We start from the raw sequence: 22,862 nt of genomic DNA on the forward strand, positions 1-22,862 counted from the left end.
ATCACAGTTTTATTGATTAAGATCCAGATAAACCCGAAACAAACTAAAAGATCCGTTTTGCCGCGCGGCTCACACTTTCCACCCGCGTCATCACGAACATATGATCTAAATTTTTATAAGAGTTCAATTATGAGCGATAAACGCACTGCGGAAGAAGGTCGGTTTGCCGGGCTGGCGCTGGCGGAAGAGGAGCTGGTGGCTCGCGTGGCGTGGTGTTACTACCACGATGGATTGACCCAGAACGATATTGGCGAACGGCTCGGATTGCCGCGTCTGAAGATCTCGCGCCTGCTGGAAAAGGGCCGCCAGTCCGGAGTGATACGCGTGCAGATCAACTCTCGTTATGAGGGCTGTCTGGCGCTGGAAACCGAATTGCAGCAGCGTTTTGGGCTCAAGCTGGTGCGCGTGATGCCTGCCCTGAATACGCCGCCAATGAACGTCCGACTGGGCATTGGTGCCGCGCAGTCGCTGATGGGCGTGCTGGAACCCGGACAGCTTTTAGCGGTGGGATTTGGTGAAACCACCATGAGCAGCCTGCAGCACTTAAGCGGTTTTATTAGCTCGCAGCAGATCCGTCTGGTGACGCTCTCCGGTGGTGTCGGGCCGTATATGACCGGCATCGGCCAGCTCGATGCGGCCTGTAGCGTCAGCATGATCCCTGCCCCGCTTCGCGTTTCATCCGCTTCTGTTGCCGGGATCTTAAAACGCGAAACCAGCGTGCGGGACGTGATCCTCGCCGCGAAGGCGGCTGATGTCGCAGTGGTGGGGATTGGTTCCGTGAACCAGCGCCGTGACGCGACGATCTTGCGCTCTGGCTATATCAGCGAAGGCGAACAGCTGATGTATGCCCGCAAAGGCGCGGTGGGGGACATTCTCGGTTACTTCCTGAATGCCGAAGGGGAATGCGTCGAGGAGCTGGAGATCCATAAAGAATTACTGGGCGTCACGCTCGATGAACTGGCGCAGTTGCCCACCATCGTTGGCGTGGCCGGAGGTGAAGAGAAAGCCGATGCGATTTATGCCGCACTGAAAGGTCGCCGTATCAATGGCCTGGTGACGGAAGAGACGACAGCCCGCGCGGTGCTGGCTCTGGCCGGATAAGAGCAGCCCTGCGCCTGACACGAGGCAAGCTCATGAGTTACCTTTTAGCGTTAGATGCAGGGACAGGCAGCGTTCGCGCCGTTATTTTTGATTTGCAGGGCAACCAGATTGCCGTCGGCCAGGCCGAGTGGAAACACCTGAGCGTGGAGAACGTGCCGGGCTCGATGGAATTTGACCTCGCCACCAACTGGCAGCTCACCTGCCAGTGCATTCGCCAGGCGCTGGAGCGCGCGCGACTGAGCGCGGCGGATATTCAGTCCGTTGCCTGCTGTTCCATGCGCGAGGGAATAGTTCTGTATGATCGCAACGGCGAAGCCATCTGGGCCTGCGCTAATGTCGACGCCCGCGCCAGCCGCGAGGTGGCTGAACTCAAAGAGATCCACGACGATCGTTTTGAATCCGAAGTGTATGACGTCTCCGGCCAGACCCTGGCCCTGAGCGCCATGCCGCGCCTACTGTGGCTGGCGCACCATCGTCCGGATATCTACCGCAAAGCGGCGACCATCACCATGATCAGCGACTGGCTGGCGGCGAAGCTCTCCGGCGAGCTAGCGGTAGATCCGTCGAACGCGGGCACGACCGGCATGTTGGATCTGTTCTCCCGTGACTGGCGACCCGCACTGCTGGACATGGCCGGGCTGCGCGCCGATATCCTCTCCCCGGTAAAAGAAACCGGCACCGTGCTGGGCACGATCGCCAAAGCCGCCGCACAGCAGAGCGGTCTGCGCGAAGGGACGCCGGTGGTGATGGGCGGCGGTGACGTGCAGCTTGGGTGTCTGGGGCTGGGCGTGGTGCGCGCCGGGCAAACGGCAGTGTTAGGCGGGACGTTCTGGCAACAGGTGGTCAACCTGCCGCAGGTACGAACCGATCCTGAGATGAACATCCGCGTAAACCCACACGTTATTCCTGGCATGGTTCAGGCGGAGTCAATCAGCTTCTTCACCGGGCTTACTATGCGCTGGTTCCGTGATGCCTTCTGCGCAGAGGAAAAACTGATTGCCGAGCGGATGGGCATGGATACCTACACCCTGCTGGAAGAGATGGCCAGCCGCGTGCCTGCGGGCTCACATGGGGTGATGCCGATCTTCTCCGATGCCATGCATTTTAAGCAGTGGTATCACGCTGCGCCGTCGTTTATTAACCTCTCTATCGACCCGGAAAAGTGCAACAAGGCGACGCTGTTCCGTGCGCTGGAAGAGAACGCCGCAATTGTTTCGGCCTGCAATCTGGCACAGATTTCGCGTTTTTCCGGCGTGACGTTTGAGAGCCTCGTCTTCGCCGGTGGGGGAGCGAAAGGTGCCTTGTGGAGCCAGATTTTAAGCGACGTCACCGGGCTGCCGGTACGCGTTCCGGAAGTGAAAGAGGCCACAGCACTGGGCTGCGCGATTGCGGCCGGAACGGGAGCGGGACTGTTTGCAGATATGGCCTCAACGGGCGAGCGGCTGGTGAAGTGGAGCCGGGAGTTTACGCCGAACCCGGAACACCGCGACTTGTACGACGGCATGATGCAGAAGTGGCAGGCGGTGTATGCCGACCAGCTTGGGCTGGTGGACAGCGGGCTGACGACGTCGATGTGGCAGGCTCCGGGGCTGGTGCGCTCCCCCTCCCCCCGGCCCTCTCCCTGAGGGAGAGGGAGATTAAGTTTTGTAGCCCCGGTAAGCGCAGCGCCACCGGGGAAGTTCTTTGAGTTCTATCACAATCATTTGATCCCGCTTTTACCTTTCTGCTGACGCTGGCTAAATTAGTAACTCATCCGACCACATAACAATAATTTTACACTGGAAGACACTATGAGCCGCTACCCGTCGCTATTCGCCCCCCTTGATCTGGGGTTCACAACGCTCAAAAACCGCGTGTTAATGGGCTCTATGCACACCGGTCTGGAGGAGCATCCGGACGGGGCTGAACGTCTCGCGGCCTTCTACGCCGAGCGTGCCCGGCACGGGGTGGCGCTGATTGTTACTGGTGGCGTCGCGCCTGCGCCTTCCGGCGTCGGCATGGAGGGCGGTGCGGTGTTGAACGATGTGTCACAGCTGCCTCACCACCGCATTGTGACCGATGCGGTGCACAATGAAGGCGGGAAAATCGCCCTGCAAATCCTGCATACCGGCCGCTACAGCTATCAACCGAATCTGGTCGCCCCCTCGGCGATTCAGGCTCCCATTAACCGCTTCAAACCGCATGCCCTCAGCCACGACGAGATCCTGGCGCTGATCGATGACTTTGCCCGCTGCGCCGCGCTGGCACGTGAAGCGGGCTACGATGGCGTCGAGGTGATGGGTTCAGAAGGCTACCTGATTAACGAATTCCTCGCCGCCCGCACTAACCACCGTGACGACGAATGGGGTGGCGATTATGCCCGCCGCATGCGCTTTGCGGTGGAAGTGGTGCGCGCCGTGCGTGAACGTGCGGGCGCTGATTTTATTATCGTCTTCCGCCTGTCGATGCTCGATCTGGTGGAGGGCGGTGGAACATTAGACGAAACCGTGCAACTGGCACAGGCAATTGAAGCCGCAGGTGCAACCATCATTAACACCGGCATCGGCTGGCACGAAGCGCGCATTCCGACCATCGCCACGCCGGTGCCGCGCGCGGCGTTCAGCTGGGTGACGCGCAAGCTGAAAGGCAAAGTCTCTATTCCGCTGGTGACCACCAACCGTATTAACGATCCGCAGGTAGCGGACGATGTTATTTCACGCGGTGATGCCGATATGGTGTCGATGGCACGTCCGTTCCTGGCCGATGCCGAACTGCTGTCCAAAGCGCAAAGCGGCCGCGCGGATGAGATCAACACCTGCATCGGCTGTAACCAGGCGTGTCTGGATCAGATCTTCGTCGGCAAAGTCACCTCTTGTCTCGTCAACCCACGCGCCTGCCACGAAACCAAAATGCCCGTCGTACCGGTGGTCAACCAAAAACGCCTCGCCGTGGTCGGCGCGGGTCCGGCAGGGCTGGCATTCGCGGTGAATGCCGCCTCACGGGGACATAGCGTGACGCTGTTTGATGCCGCAACGGAGATCGGCGGACAGTTTAATATCGCCAAACAGATCCCCGGCAAAGAGGAGTTCTATGAAACTCTGCGCTACTACCGCCGGATGATCGAACTCACAGGGGTCGATCTGCGTCTTAACCAGTTTGTGAAGGCAGACGATCTGATGGATTTTGACGAAGTGATCCTGGCGAGCGGGATCGCCCCGCGTACACCGGCGATCGAGGGCGTCGATCATCCGAAAGTGTTGAGCTACCTGGATGTATTGCGTGACAAAGTACCGGTCGGCGAAAAGGTAGCGATTATCGGCTGCGGCGGGATCGGTTTTGATACCGCGATGTATTTAAGCCAGCCGGGAGAAGCAACCAGCCAGAATATTGCCGAGTTTTGCGTGGAATGGGGTATCGACACCAGCCTGAATCAGTCCGGTGGGTTACGCCCTGAAGGGCAGCAACTCCCCAAAAGCCCGCGTCAGATCGTGATGTTGCAGCGTAAAGCCAGCAAACCAGGCGAAGGACTGGGCAAAACCACCGGCTGGATCCATCGCGCCACCCTGCTCTCTCGCGGCGTGAAGATGATCCCGGCGGTCAGTTATCAGAAGATCGACGATGAGGGGCTGCACGTGCTGATCGGCGGTGAACCGCAGCTGCTGCAGGTTGATCATGTGATTTTATGTGCCGGGCAGGAACCGAAGCGCGATCTGGCCGATCCGCTGCGTGAAGCGGGCAAAACGGTGCATTTGATTGGTGGATGTGATGTGGCGATGGAGCTGGATGCGCGGCGCGCAATTGCGCAGGGCACCCAGCTGGCACTGAAGATTTAGCGACGACGACCCAGCTTCACGGATTTCAGCACCACGAATTTGTTGTTGGTGGCAATCGTGGTGCAGTTACCGAAAATTTTCTTCAGCTTGTGGAAGTAGTCCAGATGGCGGTTCGCTACGATGTACAGCTCGCCGTTAATTTTCAGGCAACGGCGCGCGTGGTGGAACATCTCCCAGGCGACGTTATCCGTCAGGGCGTGCTTCTGGTGGAACGGCGGGTTACACAGAACGGCATTGAAGCGGAAAGGCTCCACACCCGACAGCGCGTTGTTGATCATAAACTCGCAGCGATCCAGCGCCTCTGGCATGTTGGTTTCTACGTTCAGACGACTGGAAGCCACCGCCATTGGCGATTCATCGCTGAACACCACGCTGGCTTGCGGGTTTTTCGCCAGCAGCGTCAGGCCAATTACGCCGTTACCGCAGCCCAGGTCTACAATTTCGCCTTCCAGATTTTCCGGCAGATGTTCGATAAAGAAACGCGCCCCGATATCCAGACCGGTGCGGGAGAAGACGTTCGCATGGTTGTGGATAGTCCAGTCGGTTCCTTCCAGCTTCCAGCTCAGCGTCTCTGGCGCATCAGCCAGCTCCGGTGCACTGAAGGTACAGTTGATCAGACGCGCTTTTTTCCACGCCAGCGTGGTCGTGGTTGGGCCGAGCACTTTCTCAAACAGCTCCAGCGTCGAGGTGTGAATATCACGCGCTTTGGCCCCTGCAATGATGCGGGTTTCTGGGGTGACGACTTTGCGCAGCGCACGCAGTTGTTGCTCAAGCAACGCCATGGTTTTGGGTACTTTAATCAGCACCACGCCAGGCGCCTGCGGGTACTCCGCCGTGCTGTCGAGAAACTTCACGCTGGACTCTTCGATGTCGTTATGGCGCAGGTTTTCACGCGTCGCCAGCTCGCTTAAGTAGGAATCACCAATGCTGTACGGCGTGTGCTCCGCCAGCGCACAGCCCAGCGCGCCAAACGCATCATTCAGGATCAAAACCGGGCCGCTGATTTCAGTGTCATCCAACTGCTGCAGCAGATATTCATCCGCCGCTTCCCACGCCTGAAGTGGGTTAACGTCGTCCGTTTCCGGGAAACGTTTAAGGTTGAGTGAACGGAAACCGTTGTCTAAGTGGCTCATCGGCCCTCCTGAATGGTAAAATTTGGCGTATCCCTGAAAAGGGTGCGTGAGTATACCGTTTTATTGTCGATTTGGGGCGTTGATGAACCAACTTACTTATCTCCAGGGCTACCCGGAGCATTTACTTTCTCAGGTTCGCAGCCTGATTGCCGGGCAGAAGCTCGGCGCGGTGCTGGAAAAACGCTACCCCGGGACCCACGATTTCACGACCGACAAAGCCCTCTGGCAGTATACGCAGGATCTGAAAAGCCGGTATCTGAAGAGCGCGCCGCCGATCAACAAGGTAATGTACGACAACAAGATCCACGTGCTGAAAAACGCGCTTGGTCTGCATACCGCCATCTCCCGCGTGCAGGGCGGCAAGCTGAAAGCCAAAGCGGAGATCCGGGTTGCGACCGTATTTCGTAACGCACCAGAAGCGTTCCTGCGGATGATCGTGGTGCACGAACTGGCGCATCTGAAAGAGAAAGAGCACGACAAAGCGTTTTACTCCCTGTGCTGCCATATGGAGCCGCAGTACCATCAGCTGGAGTTTGATACCCGTTTGTGGCTTACGCATTTATCGTTAAAGGGTAATGCGCAGTAGCGCACGCGAATTGTCATGATGACGTGCTACAGTGGCTAAAGGTTCCCAGCTACGGAGTACGTAAACGTTTATGATACGTTTCGCAGTCATTGGAACGAACTGGATCACACGCCAGTTCGTCGACGCCGCCCACGAAACCGGCAAATATAAACTCACCGCAGTCTATTCCCGCAGCCTCGAGCAGGCGCAGACCTTCGCGAACGATTACCTGGTCGAACATCTGTTCACCTCGCTCGACGAGATGGCGCAAAGCGATGCCATTGACGCGGTCTATATTGCCAGCCCGAACTCCCTGCACTTCCCGCAAACCAGGCTGTTCCTCAGCCATAAAAAGCATGTGATTTGCGAGAAGCCGCTGGCCTCGAATATTCAGGAAGTGGAAGCCGCCATTGCACTTGCCCGCAAAAACCAGGTGGTGCTGTTCGAAGCGTTCAAAACCGCCAGCCTGCCGAACTTCCTGCTGTTGCAGCAGTCCCTGCCGAAAATTGGCAAAGTGCGCAAAGCCTTTATTAACTACTGCCAGTACTCATCTCGCTATCAGCGTTACCTCGACGGCGAGAACCCGAACACCTTCAACCCAGCCTTCTCTAACGGCTCGATTATGGATATCGGTTTCTACTGCCTGGCTTCCGCCGTGGCACTGTGGGGCGAGCCACACAGCGTCAGTGCACAAGCCAGCCTGCTGGAAAGCGGCGTAGATGCGCACGGCGTAGTGACGCTGGATTACGGGGATTTCAGCGTCACGCTGCAACATTCAAAAGTGAGTGATTCTGTGCTGCCAAGTGAAATTCAGGGTGAAGCGGGATCGCTGGTTATCGAAAAAATTTCTGAGTGTCAGAAGCTGAGCTTTGTTCCGCGCGGCGGGAAAGCGCAAGAGCTGACGCAGCCTCAGCATATTAACACTATGCTCTATGAGGCAGAGGTCTTTGCCCGTCTGGTCGAAGACAACGAAGTGAACCACCCTGGACTCGCGGTCAGTCGCACCACGGCGAAACTGCAAACGGAGATCCGCCGTCAGACTGGCGTGGTCTTCCCGGCAGATGACGTGAGCGCAGAAGCTATCGCGTAAAGCTGTGTAATGAAACCCTGTCAACCATTGACGAAACCGATGGTCTGACATATTTTGTTACCCGCAAAGGGGAGTAACTTCCTTGCCGGTGGATCGTCATTACGATGCGTGCAATACCGCATCCGGTCGCCGGGCAACCCTCGTGGTTGTAAGTGAGACCTTGCCGGAAGGCGAGGTCTATGCATAAAAAGCTAACGGCTATCGTCTTCTGACCATAGCCGTTTTTGTTTTTTTATGTGTAAGGAAAATAGTATGCATTCTGTCGGCACTCCAATGTTGTGGGGCGGATTCGCGGTTGTCGTGCTCATCATGCTGGCGATCGACCTCTTTTTGCAGGGGCGTCGTGGCGAACACGGCATGACCATGAAACAGGCTGCCGTCTGGTCGCTGGTGTGGGTTACCCTCTCCCTGCTCTTCTGTGCTGCCTTTTGGTGGTATCTGGCCTCGACTGAAGGCCGTGCGGTGGCCGATCCTCAAGCGCTCGCCTTCCTCACCGGTTATCTGATTGAAAAAGCCCTGGCGGTTGATAACGTCTTCGTCTGGCTGATGCTGTTCAGCTACTTTGCCGTGCCTGCAGCCCTGCAGCGCCGCGTGCTGGTCTATGGCGTGCTGGGCGCGATCGTTCTGCGTACCATCATGATCTTCGCCGGTAGCTGGCTGATTACGCAGTTTGAATGGCTGCTGTATGTCTTCGGTGCGTTCCTGCTGTTCACCGGGGTCAAAATGGCTCTGGCAAAAGAAGATGGCTCAGCGATTGGCGATCGCCCGCTGGTGAAGTGGATCCGTGGCCATCTGCGCATGACCGACAAGATCGAGAGTGAGCATTTCTTTGTACGTAAAAACGGCCTGCTGTTTGCCACCCCGCTGCTGCTGGTGCTGATTCTGGTGGAGCTGAGTGACGTGATTTTCGCGGTAGACAGTATCCCGGCTATCTTCGCCGTGACCACTGACCCGTTTATCGTTCTGACCTCTAACCTGTTCGCCATTCTTGGCCTGCGTGCCATGTACTTCCTGCTGGCGGGCGCGGCGGAGCGCTTCTCAATGCTGAAGTACGGCCTGTCGGTGATCCTGGTATTTATCGGTATCAAGATGCTGATTGTCGATTTCTACCATATCCCAATCGCCATTTCGCTCGGCGTGGTGTTTGGCATTCTGATCGTGACGCTGATTATCAATACCTGGGTTAACCGCCAGCACGATAGAAAGCAGCAGGTTTAGTGTGTTTTGCCCGGTAGCGCTGCGCTTACCGGGCATTCTCGTTAACTAATAGTTAAAAAACATGACGCAACACGTAAAATCCAGCATTTTACGCTTCCCTCCAGATGCGGTTTCCCTATACTCAACCAGGCAAACATTTATTTACATCTGGACATAAATGTGACTTAGAGCACATCCAGGATGGAACACAATTTCACTCAGGAATAATGTATGAGCACACAATCAACTGGGCTTTTTGCGCGCCTGGCGCAGGGGAGTCTTGTAAAACAAATTCTGATAGGACTGATACTGGGTATTCTGCTGGCGATGGTGTCAAAGCCTGCAGCAGAAGCAACTGGATTACTTGGTACGCTTTTCGTTGGCGCACTGAAAGCCGTCGCGCCGGTACTGGTTCTGATGCTGGTTATGGCGTCGATTGCCAACCATCAGCACGGACAAAAAACCAACATTCGCCCTATTCTGTTCCTGTATCTTCTGGGTACCTTCTCTGCTGCATTAACAGCCGTTGTGTTTAGCTTCCTCTTCCCGTCCACGCTGCATCTGACCAGCGCCGCTGGCGATATCACACCGCCATCCGGGATTGTGGAAGTGCTGCGCGGTCTGCTGATGAGCATGGTATCCAACCCAATCACGGCGCTGATGAGCGGAAACTACATCGGCATCCTGGTCTGGGCGATTGGTCTGGGCTTTGCGCTGCGTCACGGTAACGACACCACCAAAAATCTGGTCAACGATATGTCCAACGCCGTGACCTTCATGGTGAAACTGGTGATTCGTTTTGCGCCAATCGGGATCTTCGGTCTGGTCTCCTCCACGTTCGCAACCACCGGCTTTGACGCGCTGTGGGGCTACGCGCAGCTGCTGGTCGTTCTGGTTGGCTGTATGCTGCTGGTGGCACTGGTGATCAACCCGCTGCTGGTGTTCTGGCAGATCCGCCGCAACCCGTATCCGCTGGTACTGACCTGTCTGCGTGAAAGCGGCGTCTACGCCTTCTTCACCCGTAGTTCGGCAGCGAACATCCCGGTGAACATGGCGCTGGCGGAGAAACTGAACCTGGATCGCGATACCTATTCCGTATCAATCCCACTGGGTGCAACCGTGAACATGGCAGGTGCGGCCATCACTATCACCGTCCTGACGCTGGCGGCGGTGAATACGCTGGGTATTCCGGTGGATCTGCCAACCGCACTGCTGTTGAGCGTGGTGGCGTCGCTGTGTGCCTGTGGCGCATCCGGCGTGGCGGGCGGTTCACTGCTGTTGATCCCGCTGGCCTGTAATATGTTCGGTATCCCTAATGAGATTGCCATGCAGGTTGTGGCCGTCGGCTTTATTATCGGCGTGCTGCAGGACTCCTGCGAAACCGCGCTGAACTCCTCTACCGACGTGCTGTTCACCGCAGCGGCCTGTCAGGCGGAAGACGCGCGTTTAGCGAAGAACGCCCTGCGCAGCTAAAAAGAAAAGCCCGATGGCGGCTACGCCTTACCGGGCCTACAAGGTTCAGTAGGTCGGGTAAGCGTTAGCGCCACCCGACAATACACTTACAGCGTCACACCACTCTTAAAGATCGCCAGCTCACGGAAATCATTCTTCTCGTTGCAGGTCTGCTTGCCGTTGGCAAATTCTACGATAGTATCCACAAACTCCGTCAGCAATGACGACATCGCTTTGCCACGAATAAGCTGACCGGCATCAAAGTCGATCCAGTGCTTTTTCTTTGCCGCCAGCTCGCTGTTGGTGGCGATTTTCACTGTTGGCACAAAACCACCGTATGGCGTACCTCGGCCCGTACTGAACAGCACCATATGACAGCCAGCCCCGGCCAGCGCACTGGTTGCCACGGCATCGTTACCCGGTGCACTCAGCAGGTTCAGGCCGTGCGTTTTCAGCCGCTCACCGTAACGCAGAACGTCCACCACCTGGCTGGCCCCCGCTTTCTGGGTGCAGCCGAGAGATTTTTCTTCCAGCGTGGTGATACCACCCGCTTTGTTACCCGGCGACGGGTTCTCATAAATCGGCTGATTGTGGGCGATGAAGTACTGTTTAAAGTCATTCACCATGGTGACGGTTTTTTCAAACGTCTCTTCGTCGCGGCAGTGGCTCATCAAAATACGTTCCGCGCCGAACATTTCCGGCACTTCGGTCAGTACCGTCGTGCCGCCGTTGTCGATCACGTAATCCGAGAAGCGGCCCAGCATCGGATTAGCGGTGATACCAGACAGGCCATCAGACCCGCCGCACTCCAGACCAAACTTCAGCTCGCTCAACTTGCCCGGCTCGCGTTTGTCGTGGCGCATCACCTCATACAGCTGGTGGAGTTGCTCAATACCCACTTCCACTTCGTCATCTTGGTGCTGGCATACCATAAAATGTACGCGCTCAGGGTCAAACACGCCCAGCGTATCACGGAAGGCATCGACCTGATTGTTTTCGCACCCCAGACCGATCACCAGCACCGCACCGGCATTCGGATGGCGCACCATATTTTGCAGCATGGTGCGCGTGTTGATATGGTCGTCGCCGAGCTGTGAGCAGCCGTAAGTATGGCTGAACAGATGTACGCCATCGGTGCCTTCAGCATTATTGGTCTCTTTCAGAAAGCGGGTCTGAATTTGACGTGCAATCCCATTCACGCAACCGACGGTAGGAAGGATCCACAGCTCATTGCGGATCCCCACTTCACCACTGGTGCGACGGTAGATCTGCACTTCACGATCCGCCGCCTGACTCTCTTTCGCGGGTAAATCAGGTTGATAGCTGTACTCGTCCAGATCGCTCAGATTAGTACGGGTATTGTGAGAATGAATGTATTCACCCGGCACAATATCCGCGAGCGCATGACCAATCGGCAAACCATACTTCACCACGTTCTCCCCTTTAGCGATGGGGGTCAGGGCAAATTTATGTCCGCGTCCAATGGCCTGGCGTAACGTGACCGACTGATTATCAAAAGTGACTTTCGTCCCCTCGGTCAGATCTGCCAGCGCTACGGCAACGTTATCCAGCGAATGGATTTTGATGTATTGCATATCAACCTCAAACAGCCTTAGTTCAGTTCAATGGCGAAGTAGTCACGCGCATTGTTAAAGCAGATGTTTCTCACCATTTCACCCAGCAACTGGATATCTGCCGGCGCTTCGCCTGCGTGAACCCAGCGACCAATCATCTGGCACAGAATGCGGCGGAAATATTCATGACGGGTATAGGAGAGGAAGCTGCGGCTGTCGGTCAGCATGCCAACAAAGCGGCTTAACAGGCCAAGCTGCGCCAGCTGCGTCATCTGACGCTCCATGCCGTCTTTCTGGTCGTTGAACCACCAGCCGGAGCCGAACTGCATCTTGCCCGGCATCCCTTCCCCCTGGAAGTTGCCGACCATGGTGCCCAGCACTTCGTTATCGCGCGGGTTCAGGCAGTACAGGATGGTTTTAGGCAGCAGATTCTGTTCGTTTTGTTTGCTCAGCAGTTTGGACAGCTCTTCCGCCAGCGGACGGTCGTTGATGGAGTCAAAGCCCACATCCGCGCCCAGCAGTTTGAACTGACGCTGGTTGTTATTACGCAGCGCGCCAATGTGATACTGCTGAACCCAACCGCGACGGGCATATTCTGCGCCGAGGAACACCAGTACCGCTGTTTTGAACTGGGCGACTTCGTGCTCGCTTAAGTGTTCACCAGACAGACGACGTGCCAGGATGCTATCCAGCTCGGCTTCGTTTGACTCAGCGAACAGCACCACATCAAGCGCGTGGTCAGACACCTTACAGCCGTGCGCAGCAAAGTGGTCCAGACGTTTGGTCAGCGCGGTTTGCAGGTCTGCGAAACGACGAATGTCGGTATCAGAGACTTCCGCCAGCTTCGCCATGTAGTCGTTGAAGGTAGCCTGCTCGATGTTGAAGGCTTTATCCGGACGCCAGCTTGGCAGCACTTTGATATCAAACGCGGTGTCTTTGGCGATCGCGGCGTGGTGCTCCAGAGAGTCAATCGGATCGTCGGTCGTACCCACCATCTTCACGTTCATCTGCTTCATGATACCGCGCGCAGAAAATTGCTCCTGCGCCAGCAGCGCGTTGCACTGATTCCAGATTTCATCCGCCGTTGTCGGGGAAAGCAGCTTACCCGTAATGCCAAATGGACGACGCAGTTCAAGGTGCGTCCAGTGATATAGCGGGTTGCCGATGGTATGCGGAACCGTCGCTGCCCATGCGTCAAACTTCTCACGGTCAGTCGCATCGCCAGTACACAGACGTTCAGCCACACCATTGGTACGCATCGCGCGCCATTTGTAGTGGTCACCTTTCAGCCAGATGTCATACAGATTTTTGAAACGGTAATTTTCGGCAACCTGCTGCGGGGGCAAATGGCAGTGGTAGTCGAAAATTGGCTGGTCTTTTGCGTAGTCGTGGTACAGGCGGCGGGCAAATTCAGTATCTAACAGAAAATCTTCGGTCATAAACGGCGTCATTATCGTCTTCCTCGTAACGGGAGCGTCAGAAAGCGTATGTTCATATGCTGCAAAGTTATCACACCAATTTCCATCAACCGAAGCTTTTTTCGTGAGTGAGATCAATAAACGTCAACAAATAAATTACCCTATATGGAGTAAACCCTTCTCCAGGCCGCGCCAGAACTAGCTTTGCACGCAACAGATAATGTCCCTACAAAGAATCATACATTTGTGATGTCACTCACCTTTTGAAGTTGTATGACAAGTTATCTTTTTCGCCGTCGCAAACACTCAGCCGACGGAATGCATTACCGATGTGAGAGGCATCGGGTTTAACGGTACGGATACCGACTTATGCACGCTTACTTATGGCAAGGTTCGGGCCGTTCCGGGACATTCTCCCGGCTACGCCCCTCCCGTTACACAACTGCTCCCGGAAACGGTTGAGACGTTGCCGTGCTCTGGCGCGGAAATAACATAACGATGAGGTTTTAGATGCGTAAAATTAAAGGGTTACGTTGGTATATGATCGCACTGGTGACGTTAGGCACCGTGCTGGGCTACCTGACGCGTAACACTGTGGCAGCTGCAGCGCCAACGTTGATGGAAGAGCTGCATATCTCCACGCAGCAATACTCCTACATCATTGCCGCCTATTCCGCGGCTTATACCATCATGCAGCCTGTTGCTGGCTATGTGCTGGATATTCTCGGTACCAAAATCGGTTATGCCTTCTTCGCTATCGCCTGGGCGGTGTTCTGCGGTGCAACCGCGCTGGCTGGCAGTTGGGGCGGTTTGGCAGTAGCGCGTGGTGCGGTCGGTGCGGCAGAAGCCGCGATGATCCCCGCTGGGCTGAAAGCCAGCTCCGAGTGGTTCCCGGCGAAAGAGCGTTCCATTGCAGTCGGTTACTTCAACGTGGGCTCGTCCATCGGTGCGATGATTGCGCCACCGCTGGTGGTGTGGGCTATCGTGATGCACAGCTGGCAAATGGCGTTCATCATTTCTGGCGTGCTGAGTTTTGCCTGGGCAATGGCGTGGCTGGTTTTCTATAAGCATCCGCGCGATCAGAAAAAACTGTCTGAAGAAGAGCGTGACTACATTATTGGTGGTCAGGAAGCGCAGCATCAGACCAACAACGGCAAAAAAATGTCTGTCTGGCAGATCCTGGGCACCCGTCAGTTCTGGGGTATCGCCCTGCCGCGTTTCCTGGCTGAACCGGCCTGGGGGACCTTTAACGCGTGGATCCCGCTGTTCATGTTCAAAGTCTACGGCTTTAACCTGAAAGAGATCGCGATGTTCGCCTGGATGCCGATGCTGTTTGCTGACCTGGGCTGTATCGTGGGGGGTTACCTGCCACCGCTGTTCCAGCGCTGGTTTGGCGTGAACCTGATTGTTTCCCGTAAAATGGTCGTGACCATGGGTGCGCTGCTGATGATTGGCCCGGGCATGATCGGTCTGTTCACCAGCCCATATGTGGCTATCGCCCTGCTGTGCATTGGTGGTTTTGCTCACCAGTCACTGTCCGGTGCGCTGATTACGCTTTCCTCTGACGTCTTCGGTCGTAACGAAGTCGCTACAGCAAACGGCCTGACCGGTATGGCAGCCTGGACTGCAAGTACGATGTTCGCACTGGTGGTGGGTGCGCTGGCAGATACCATCGGCTTCAGCCCGCTGTTCGCCGTACTGGCTATTTTCGACCTGATGGGTGCGGTGGTTATCTGGACGGTGCTGAAAAGTAAGTCAGCCGAGGAGCTGGCGAAAGAGTCCCTTGGGAATCCGGCAACACAAAGTTAGTAAAAAATCTCGCATCAAAGAAGCCGCCTTCGGGCGGCTTTTTTCATGGCGAAATCTGGAGACTGGCACGTAAAAGTGGTATAACAAATCATCCGCCGTACCCTGCCTGGAGCGCATATGGAAATCACCGAACCACGTCGTTTATATCAGCAACTTGCTGCCGAGCTGAAAGATCGTATCGAGCAAGGTGTCTATCTTGTCGGTGATAAACTCCCCGCCGAGCGCTTCATTGCTGATGAAAAAAGCGTGAGCCGTACCGTTGTCCGCGAAGCGATTATCATGCTGGAAGTGGAAGGCTACGTTGAAGTACGCAAAGGCTCCGGCATTCACGTGATTTCTAATCAGCCGAAACACTCTCCGGTCGCAGACGAAAGTCTGGAGTTCGCCAGCTATGGTCCGTTTGAGCTGCTCCAGGCTCGCCAGTTGATCGAAAGCAATATTGCGGAATTTGCCGCGACGCAGGTGACCAAGCAGGACATCATGAAGTTGATGGAAATCCAGGAGAATGCCCGTAAGGAAAAATGTTTCCGGGATTCAGAGTGGGATCTGCAGTTCCACGTTCAGGTTGCCCTGGCAACTCAAAATACGGCGCTGGCGGCAATCGTTGAGAAAATGTGGACTCAGCGTGTTCACAACCCGTACTGGAAGAAACTTCACGACCATATTGATTCCCGCACTGTCGACAACTGGTGTGACGATCACGATCAAATCCTTAAGGCGCTGATTCGTAAAGACCCGCATGCCGCAAAACTGGCGATGTGGCAGCACCTGGAAAACACGAAGCTGATGCTGTTCAATGAAACCAGCGACGACTTTGAATTTAACGCTGACCGCTATCTTTTTGCCGATAATCCCGTCGTTCATCTCGATACGGCATCCAGTGCCGCAAAATAGATCACCTTTTCGCTGGCAGGCGCTTCGTTGCGCCTTCCGGCTTAAGTGGGTAAGCAAAACATATATAGTGTCAGCCTTTGTAAATCCCCTCGCTCACTTCCTGGGCTTGCGCCAAAATCATCCCACCCCGCAAATTCTGTGACGCAGACCGTTGGGCTTTGTTACAATTGGATTCAATTCCTTATTTTGTAAGTTAGTGCTTGCTAACCAGCCAATTAACAGGGAACAGTGTTGGCCACACCGCAATGTGTCCGCGAGCGACCATAATGAAATCACTACAATGTCGCCGTGCTGTTTGTCCCGGATAACAGGCGTGACGTTAACCGATTTCCAGGAACACTGAATGGAACTTTTGACCCAACTACTGCATGCCCTCTGGGCGCAGGATTTTGAAACGCTGGCCAACCCTTCCATGATTGGCATGCTCTATTTCGTCTTGTTTATGATCCTGTTCCTTGAGAACGGTTTACTGCCTGCCGCCTTTTTACCCGGTGACAGCTTGCTGGTGCTTGTCGGCGTGCTGTGCGCCAAAGGGGCAATGGCGTTTCCACAAACTATTTTACTCCTGACCGTCGCCGCAAGCCTCGGCTGCTGGGTGAGTTACATCCAGGGACGATGGCTGGGCAATACCCGGCTCGTGCAGAACTGGCTCTCTCATCTTCCTGCCCATTATCACCAGCGAGCGCACCACCTTTTCCATAAGCACGGGCTCTCCGCGCTGCTGATTGGCCGCTTTATCGCCTTTGTACGCACTCTGTTGCCAACCATTGCAGGTCTTTCCGGATTGAGCAGCACACGCTTCCAGTTCTTTAACTGGATGAGCGGTCTGCTATGGGTTCTGATCCTGACAACGCTGGGTTATGCTCTGGGTAAAACCCCCGTCTTCATGAAGTATGAAGATCAGCTGATGTCGTGCCTGATGCTGCTGCCCGTTGTTCTGCTGGTCTTCGGTCTGATTGGTTCACTGGTTGTCCTGTGGAAGAAAAAATACGGAGCCAGGAGCTAACAATGGTTATCTCCGCGCTCTCCCTGCGTCGTTGTGCATACGCCCTGATCGCCCTGGTGCTTATTAGTGCCATGCTTCTGGTCTGGAGCGCGCTTTCGCATCAGGAGTCTACGCTGGCCATTCGTCCGGTCAATCAGGGTGCCAGTGTGCCAGACGGTTTTTCCGTCTGGCATCATCTGGATGCGAACGGGATCCGCTTCAAGAGCATCACACCGAAGGATGATGTTTTACTGATCACGTTTGATTCCCGTGCGCAAAGTGCCGCCGCAAAAGTGGTTCTCGACCGAACGCTGCCGCAAGGATATATCATTGCCCAGCAGGAAGATGACAGCCAGCCTACAGCCTGGTTATCATTGATTCGTGATACGTCGCATCGGCTTGGATAATTTCCAGGATTCCGAATCTTTTCACTCACTTTGGTGAATCCCCCGTTTACTTACTATGCTTAAGTACGCGGAGCACCCCTCAAATGTACTCCGCATAACTTTGGATAGCGGCTTACGCCGCAACACAATGGAAGGTTTCGATAATGAAATTCCGCATGACTCTGGCTCTGGCCCTTTTTTCTTTAAGCACAGCATCCTTCGCAAACGCTCTCTGCCAGGAGAAAGAACAGGATATTCAGCGTGAGATCGGTTATGCCGAAAAGCATAACAATCACCATCGTGTTGAGGGTCTTAAAAAAGCGCTGAGCGAAGTGAAAGCGAACTGTTCAGACAGCAAGCTACGTGCCGATCACCAGAAAAAAATCGCTGAACAGAAGGACGAGATAGCCGAGCGCCGTCGCGACCTGCAGGAAGCGAAAGAGAAAGGGGATGCGGAAAAAATTGCTAAGCGCGAGAAGAAGTTGAAAGAAGCGCAGGATGACCTGAAAGCGCTGGAAGCTCGCGATTATTGAGTTAACGGAAATCTCAACAGGAGAAAATCATGTCAAAAGATACGACGTCTGAAAATCTGCGCGCTGAACTGAAATCCCTGGCCGACACTCTGGAAGAGGTGCTGAACTCCTCCGCCGATAAATCCAAGGAAGAAGTGAGCAAACTGCGTAGCAAAGCGGAACAAGCCCTGAAAGAGAGCCGCCATCGTCTGGGTGAAACGGGTGACGCGCTGGCGAAGCAAACCCGCGAAGCCGCTGCTCGTGCTGATGAATATGTTCGGGATAATCCCTGGACAGGCGTAGGTATTGGTGCCGCGGTAGGTGTGGTGCTGGGTGTCCTGCTCACGCGTCGTTGATTATGGAAGATCCTCGTCACGCACAAGGGCCTGCTAAAAACGTCCTCGGCATCGGCCAGCGTATTTTAACCACGCTGGTCGCCATCGCCGAAACCCGCATCCGACTGGCCGTCGTTGAGCTGGAAGAGGAGAAAGCAAACCTCTTCCAGATGCTGCTGATGCTCGGGCTGACCATGCTCTTCGCTGCGTTCGGCCTGATGAGCCTGATGGTACTCATCATCTGGGCCATTGACCCGCAGTATCGTCTTAACGCGATGATTGCCACCACCGTCGTCCTGCTGCTGGCAGCGTTGATTGGCGGGGTATGGACACTGCGTAAAGCACGCAAATCCACTTTCCTGCGTCATACGCGCCAGGAGCTGGCTAACGATCGCACCCTGCTGGAGGATGATAAGCCGTGAGCGACAAAGCCGAGCGCCAGAAACGTAAAGCGTTTCTGTTAAGCCAGATCCAGCAGCAGAGGCTGGATCTGTCAGCCAGCCGCCGCGACTGGCTCGAGGCAACGCGTCCGCTCGATCGTGGCTGGAATACCTTCCTGAACGTTCGTTCCTGGGCGCTGGTCGGCACCAGCATTATGGCTATCTGGGGCGTTCGTCACCCAAGTAAGCTCATTCGCTGGACGCGTCGGGGCTTTGGAGTCTGGAGCGCCTGGCGTCTGGTGAAAGCAACGCTGCGCCAGCAGCAGTTGCGGTAGCCTTCTCGCCGGGTGGCGCTGCGCCACCCGGCAAAATCCCCCTCCCTTCCTCAATATCTTTGAAAAAGATTGACAGTTTTCCTTGCTAACAATTACCACCCGCCCCGTTTATTATCCTCTCCATCGACAGCAACGCCGCGGTATCTACGCGGAATTGCAGACAAATAATGTTCAGCCGCTCATGTGGTTTCCTGGAGAGTAAAATGAAAAAATTAGAAGATGTTGGTGTACTGGTCGCACGTATTCTGATGCCAATTCTGTTCATCGTGGCAGGTTGGGGCAAAATCACCGGTTATGCGGGTACCCAGCAGTATATGGAAGCCATGGGCGTGCCGGGGTTCCTGCTGCCACTGACCATTTTGCTTGAGTTCGGCGGCGGTCTGGCAGTGCTGTTCGGCTTCCTGACCCGTACCACCGCGTTGTTTACCGCAGGCTTTACCGTGCTGACAGCGTTTATCTTCCACAGCAACTTTGCGGAAGGCGTGAACTCTCTGATGTTCATGAAAAACCTGACCATCGCGGGTGGCTTCCTGCTGCTGGCCATCACTGGCCCGGGCGCATACAGCATCGACCGCGTTCTGAACAAGAAATGGTAAGCACACGCTATACTGAATGAACACAAAGCGAGGAGATATCTCCTCGCTTTTGCTATCTGACGGAGGAGAAAAAAATGGGACAACTCGTAGACGGCATCTGGCAGGATGTCTGGTATGACACCAAATCTACCGGAGGCCGCTTCAAGCGCTCAGTTTCCGCCTTCCGTAACTGGCTGACTGCCGATGGTGCCCCAGGCCCGAGCGGCGAAGGCGGTTTTGCGGCCGAGAAAGATCGTTACCATCTTTATGTTTCACTCGCCTGTCCGTGGGCGCACCGCACGCTGATTGTGCGCAAGCTTAAAGGCCTTGAGTCTTTAATTCCCGTTTCGGTGGTGAACCCGCTGATGCTGGAAAATGGCTGGACGTTTGACGCCGATTTCCCTGCAGCAACGGGGGACGATCTTTATCACCACGATTTCCTGTACCAACTGTATCTGCGTGCCGATCCGCACTACACCGGGCGCGTTACCGTTCCGGTATTGTGGGACAAGAAAAACCAGACAATCGTCAGCAATGAGTCTGCGGAGATTATCCGCATGTTCAACACCGCGTTTGATGCCCATGGCGCTCGCGCCGGAGATTATTACCCGGTTGAACTGCGTGAGAAAATTGATGAGCTGAACAGCTGGATTTACGACAACGTCAATAACGGTGTCTACAAGGCCGGTTTTGCCACCAGCCAGGAAGCGTATGACGAAGCGGTCGGGAAAGTGTTTGAATCGCTGGCGCGTCTGGAACAACTGCTCGGCCAGCATCGCTACCTGACGGGCAACCAACTGACGGAAGCGGATATTCGTCTGTGGACTACCCTCGTGCGCTTTGATCCGGTGTATGTCACCCACTTTAAATGCGACAAGCACCGCATCAGTGACTACCTGAACCTGTATGGTTTTCTGCGTGACATCTACCAGACACCGGGTATTGCCGAAACGGTCGATTTTGACCACATTCGCACCCACTACTACCGCAGCCATAAGACCATCAACCCAACGGGCATTATCTCCATTGGCCCGTGGCAAGATCTGAATGAGCCGCACGGTCGTGACGTCCGTTTCCGCTAAATATTAGGGGCATCAATAGATGCCCTTTTTTAATTCACAATCTCCATCTATCCTTATCTCGATCGCTTAGAAAACAAGTGATTGACCGATTACAGAGGCAGGGAAAAATGGACTGGTATTTAAAAGTACTGCGTAACTACATTGGATTTGGTGGCCGTGCGCGCCGTAAAGAGTACTGGATGTTCGTTCTGGTGAACTTCATCCTCATCCTGGTACTGGGGATTGTGGATAAAATTCTGGGTTGGGAGCGGGCAAGCGGGGAAGGTGTTCTCACCTCCATTTACGGCATATTTATTCTGTTGCCCTCCTGGGCCGTACAGTTCCGCCGACTACACGATACCGATCGTTCAGCGTGGTGGTTACTGCTGCTGTTGATCCCGGTTGTGGGCTGGATTGTCATTTTGATCTTCAACTGTCAGAGCGGCACGCCAGGCGAAAACCGCTTTGGTGCCGACCCTAAACTCAATGCCTGATTCAATGCCCGGTGGCGCTTGCGCTTACCGGGCCTACAGATCTATTTATTATAATGAGCGAAAAGCTTCGGGATTTCGCGTAAACACCATGATTTGGCTTCGCCCATGCTATCGCGACGCCACGCCATAATGATATCCACCTCGTGGCTATATTCCGGGCTGACAACGCGCAGCCGACCTTCTGCAATGTCTTTTTCGACAAACGGGTACGGCATGGTCGCCACGCCCAGGCCAGCCAGCAGCGCCTGCCGTTTATCTTCCAGTGAAGTCACCGTCAAACGAGGTTGTTTATCCAGCAGTTGCACCGTTAGCACCGGACGTTCACGTGCGGTATCCGCTACCGCGACGCCGCGATACTTCACGCGCGTCACTTCAGAGAGCGGCTCAGGCTCCTGATGGATCGGGTGATTGGGTGCAGCGACATAGACGTTCATCACGCTGTAGAGCTTGCGGGAGTTGATTTCCGACGAGGAACGGAAGTGCATGTCCGGGGCGATGACGATATCCGCCCTGCCCGTCTCCAGACGCTCCCAGGCACCTGCCAGTACCTCAGTAATGATCGACAGCTGGGTATTCGCCTTATCTGCGAGGCGGTCCACCAGCGGAAACAGTGCTTCGGTGGGGACCAGTGCTTCTGTGACCAGCGTCAGATGGGTTTCCCAGCCTCGTGCCAGTGCTTCGGCATCCGTCGTCAGCTTGTCCGCCGCTTCCAGCAGGACACGACCGCGCTCCAGCAGCATCCGCCCAACGTTGGTGAATTTTGTTCGATGACCGGAGCGGTCAAACAGCACCACGTCCAGCTCTTCCTCCAGCTTCTGCATGGTGTAGCTTAGCGCAGACGGAACGCGCCCCAGTTCATCTGCCGCCGCCGCAAAACTGCCACGTCGGTCAATCGCGTCCATGACGCGAAGCGCCTCAAGCGTCAATGCTCTCTCTTTAGCCATCTCGTTCTCATTCAGGAAATTTGAACATACCCGGCAGAATATCTGGCTAACAATGAAGCGTCCATACCTTTACCATTGTTTTAGTGTAAAGAGAGGTCAAGTTTATGATTACGACAAGAACAGCTAAACAGTGCGGACAAGCCGATTTCGGTTGGCTGCAGGCCCGCTACACCTTTTCCTTTGGACACTACTTTGACCCGAAACTCCTCGGTTACGCTTCATTGCGCGTGTTAAATCAGGAAGTGCTCGCCCCGGGCGCCTCCTTCCAGCCGCGTACGTATCCGAAAGTCGATATCCTGAACCTGATCCTGGAAGGCGAGGCAGAATACCGCGATAGCGAGGGCAATCATGTCCAGGCAAAGGCTGGCGAAGCGTTGTTGATTTCCACGCAGCCAGGCATCAGCTACAGCGAGCATAACCTCAGCAAAGAGAAGACGCTGACCCGTATGCAACTCTGGCTCGATGCCTGTCCGGAGCGGGAAAATCCACCGGTACAGAAGGTTGACCTGACGGGCGATAAGCAGCAGCTGATTGCCTCCCCGGACGGTAGCAAAGGCAGCCTGCAACTGCGCCAGCAGGTATGGCTGCATCACATTGAACTGAAGAAAGGCGAACAGGCAAGCTTCCAGCTTCATGGCCCGCGCGCCTATCTGCAGTCAATTCACGGCACGGTGCATGCGGTGACGCACACGGAAGAGAAAGAAGCGCTCACCTGTGGTGACGGGGCGTTTATTCGTGATGAAGCGAATATCACACTGGTTGCTGATACACCACTGCGCGCGTTGTTGATTGATTTGCCGGTGTAATATA

Annotated in this window: 23 protein-coding genes; 19 read left to right on the plus strand and 4 right to left on the minus strand. The window is 55.2% G+C overall.

Translation table 11 applies throughout. From position 1 onward, the window contains the following. Positions 1-129: 129 nt before the first annotated feature. The 3 genes from lsrR (at position 130) to ACJ9Y9_RS20905 (ending at position 4,913) form a co-directional block, all read left to right on the plus strand. Positions 130-1,101 (plus strand): transcriptional regulator LsrR, encoded by a 972-nt coding sequence (lsrR, locus tag ACJ9Y9_RS20895; RefSeq protein WP_028017113.1) that lies wholly within the window; start codon positions 130-132, stop codon positions 1,099-1,101. A 32-nt stretch (positions 1,102-1,133) separates the two neighbouring features. Then, the gene (gene lsrK / locus ACJ9Y9_RS20900) at positions 1,134-2,726 is read left to right on the plus strand and encodes an autoinducer-2 kinase (RefSeq protein ID WP_028017112.1); all 1,593 of its coding nucleotides are present in this window, start codon (positions 1,134-1,136) and stop codon (positions 2,724-2,726) included. A gap of 165 nt (positions 2,727-2,891) precedes the next feature. Then, positions 2,892-4,913, plus strand: coding sequence for an NADPH-dependent 2,4-dienoyl-CoA reductase (locus ACJ9Y9_RS20905; protein WP_028017111.1), 2,022 nt, complete (start codon positions 2,892-2,894; stop codon positions 4,911-4,913). Here the strand turns inward: ACJ9Y9_RS20905 and rlmG are convergent. Further along, positions 4,910-6,046 (minus strand): 23S rRNA (guanine(1835)-N(2))-methyltransferase RlmG, encoded by a 1,137-nt coding sequence (rlmG, locus tag ACJ9Y9_RS20910; protein WP_028017110.1) that lies wholly within the window; start codon positions 6,044-6,046, stop codon positions 4,910-4,912. The genes ACJ9Y9_RS20905 and rlmG overlap by 4 nt on opposite strands. Positions 6,047-6,128: 82 nt before the next feature. On the opposite strand from rlmG, the gene ACJ9Y9_RS20915 reads away from it, so the two are divergent. The 4 genes from ACJ9Y9_RS20915 (at position 6,129) to sstT (ending at position 10,371) form a co-directional block, all read left to right on the plus strand. Then, positions 6,129-6,632, plus strand: coding sequence for a YgjP-like metallopeptidase domain-containing protein (locus ACJ9Y9_RS20915; protein WP_028017109.1), 504 nt, complete (start codon positions 6,129-6,131; stop codon positions 6,630-6,632). 70 nt (positions 6,633-6,702) lie between these two features. After that, entirely contained in the window at positions 6,703-7,701 is a 999-nt protein-coding gene (locus ACJ9Y9_RS20920) for a Gfo/Idh/MocA family protein (RefSeq protein ID WP_028017108.1), read from the plus strand. Between the two features lie 252 nt (positions 7,702-7,953). Continuing rightward, on the plus strand, positions 7,954-8,919 hold the full coding sequence (locus tag ACJ9Y9_RS20925) for a TerC family protein (protein ID WP_028017107.1): 966 nt from the start codon (positions 7,954-7,956) through the stop codon (positions 8,917-8,919). 210 nt (positions 8,920-9,129) lie between these two features. Continuing rightward, the gene (gene sstT, locus ACJ9Y9_RS20930; protein ID WP_028017106.1) at positions 9,130-10,371 is read left to right on the plus strand and encodes a serine/threonine transporter SstT; all 1,242 of its coding nucleotides are present in this window, start codon (positions 9,130-9,132) and stop codon (positions 10,369-10,371) included. A gap of 86 nt (positions 10,372-10,457) precedes the next feature. Here sstT and ACJ9Y9_RS20935 read toward each other — a convergent pair whose 3' ends face one another. After that, positions 10,458-11,945 (minus strand): UxaA family hydrolase, encoded by a 1,488-nt coding sequence (locus tag ACJ9Y9_RS20935; protein ID WP_028017105.1) that lies wholly within the window; start codon positions 11,943-11,945, stop codon positions 10,458-10,460. A 17-nt stretch (positions 11,946-11,962) separates the two neighbouring features. Next, positions 11,963-13,375 (minus strand): glucuronate isomerase, encoded by a 1,413-nt coding sequence (uxaC, locus tag ACJ9Y9_RS20940; protein WP_028017104.1) that lies wholly within the window; start codon positions 13,373-13,375, stop codon positions 11,963-11,965. Positions 13,376-13,852: 477 nt separating this feature from the next. On the opposite strand from uxaC, the gene ACJ9Y9_RS20945 reads away from it, so the two are divergent. The 11 genes from ACJ9Y9_RS20945 (at position 13,853) to ACJ9Y9_RS20995 (ending at position 21,108) form a co-directional block, all read left to right on the plus strand. Next, a complete protein-coding gene (locus ACJ9Y9_RS20945) occupies positions 13,853-15,151 on the plus strand; it encodes an MFS transporter (RefSeq protein WP_028017103.1) in 1,299 nt (432 codons plus the stop codon). A 117-nt stretch (positions 15,152-15,268) separates the two neighbouring features. Continuing rightward, entirely contained in the window at positions 15,269-16,045 is a 777-nt protein-coding gene (gene exuR, locus ACJ9Y9_RS20950; RefSeq protein ID WP_028017102.1) for a transcriptional regulator ExuR, read from the plus strand. 343 nt (positions 16,046-16,388) lie between these two features. Next, the gene (gene yqjA / locus ACJ9Y9_RS20955) at positions 16,389-17,051 is read left to right on the plus strand and encodes a DedA family general envelope maintenance protein YqjA (RefSeq protein ID WP_028017101.1); all 663 of its coding nucleotides are present in this window, start codon (positions 16,389-16,391) and stop codon (positions 17,049-17,051) included. A 2-nt stretch (positions 17,052-17,053) separates the two neighbouring features. Beyond that, complete coding sequence (gene mzrA / locus ACJ9Y9_RS20960) at positions 17,054-17,437, plus strand: EnvZ/OmpR regulon moderator MzrA (protein ID WP_028017100.1); 384 nt, start codon at positions 17,054-17,056, stop codon at positions 17,435-17,437. Positions 17,438-17,580: 143 nt separating this feature from the next. Beyond that, entirely contained in the window at positions 17,581-17,949 is a 369-nt protein-coding gene (locus tag ACJ9Y9_RS20965) for a DUF1090 domain-containing protein (RefSeq protein ID WP_028017099.1), read from the plus strand. Between the two features lie 29 nt (positions 17,950-17,978). After that, entirely contained in the window at positions 17,979-18,284 is a 306-nt protein-coding gene (locus tag ACJ9Y9_RS20970) for a YqjD family protein (protein WP_028017098.1), read from the plus strand. A 2-nt stretch (positions 18,285-18,286) separates the two neighbouring features. Beyond that, on the plus strand, positions 18,287-18,685 hold the full coding sequence (locus ACJ9Y9_RS20975; protein WP_028017097.1) for a phage holin family protein: 399 nt from the start codon (positions 18,287-18,289) through the stop codon (positions 18,683-18,685). Next, positions 18,682-18,978 carry a YqjK-like family protein gene (locus ACJ9Y9_RS20980; protein ID WP_028017096.1) on the plus strand — a complete coding sequence of 99 codons (297 nt, stop codon included), beginning with the start codon at positions 18,682-18,684 and terminating at the stop codon, positions 18,976-18,978. Before ACJ9Y9_RS20975 ends, ACJ9Y9_RS20980 begins: the two co-directional genes overlap by 4 nt. Before the next feature lie 203 nt (positions 18,979-19,181). Beyond that, entirely contained in the window at positions 19,182-19,574 is a 393-nt protein-coding gene (locus tag ACJ9Y9_RS20985) for a DoxX family protein (RefSeq protein WP_028017095.1), read from the plus strand. Positions 19,575-19,648: 74 nt separating this feature from the next. After that, positions 19,649-20,635: a glutathione S-transferase family protein gene (locus tag ACJ9Y9_RS20990; protein ID WP_028017094.1), complete on the plus strand. Its 987-nt coding sequence runs from the start codon at positions 19,649-19,651 to the stop codon at positions 20,633-20,635. Between the two features lie 107 nt (positions 20,636-20,742). Continuing rightward, positions 20,743-21,108: a DUF805 domain-containing protein gene (locus ACJ9Y9_RS20995; protein ID WP_028017093.1), complete on the plus strand. Its 366-nt coding sequence runs from the start codon at positions 20,743-20,745 to the stop codon at positions 21,106-21,108. Between the two features lie 41 nt (positions 21,109-21,149). Here the strand turns inward: ACJ9Y9_RS20995 and ACJ9Y9_RS21000 are convergent, their stop codons facing one another. Then, the gene (locus ACJ9Y9_RS21000) at positions 21,150-22,052 is read right to left on the minus strand and encodes a LysR family transcriptional regulator (protein ID WP_028017092.1); all 903 of its coding nucleotides are present in this window, start codon (positions 22,050-22,052) and stop codon (positions 21,150-21,152) included. A gap of 104 nt (positions 22,053-22,156) precedes the next feature. On the opposite strand from ACJ9Y9_RS21000, the gene ACJ9Y9_RS21005 reads away from it, so the two are divergent. Beyond that, on the plus strand, positions 22,157-22,858 hold the full coding sequence (locus ACJ9Y9_RS21005; RefSeq protein WP_028017091.1) for a pirin family protein: 702 nt from the start codon (positions 22,157-22,159) through the stop codon (positions 22,856-22,858). Positions 22,859-22,862 lie beyond the last annotated feature (4 nt).

The sequence above is a fragment of the Enterobacter sp. CPE_E1241 genome, from assembly GCF_045618265.1.
GTDB classification, from domain to species: domain Bacteria; phylum Pseudomonadota; class Gammaproteobacteria; order Enterobacterales; family Enterobacteriaceae; genus Enterobacter; species Enterobacter adelaidei.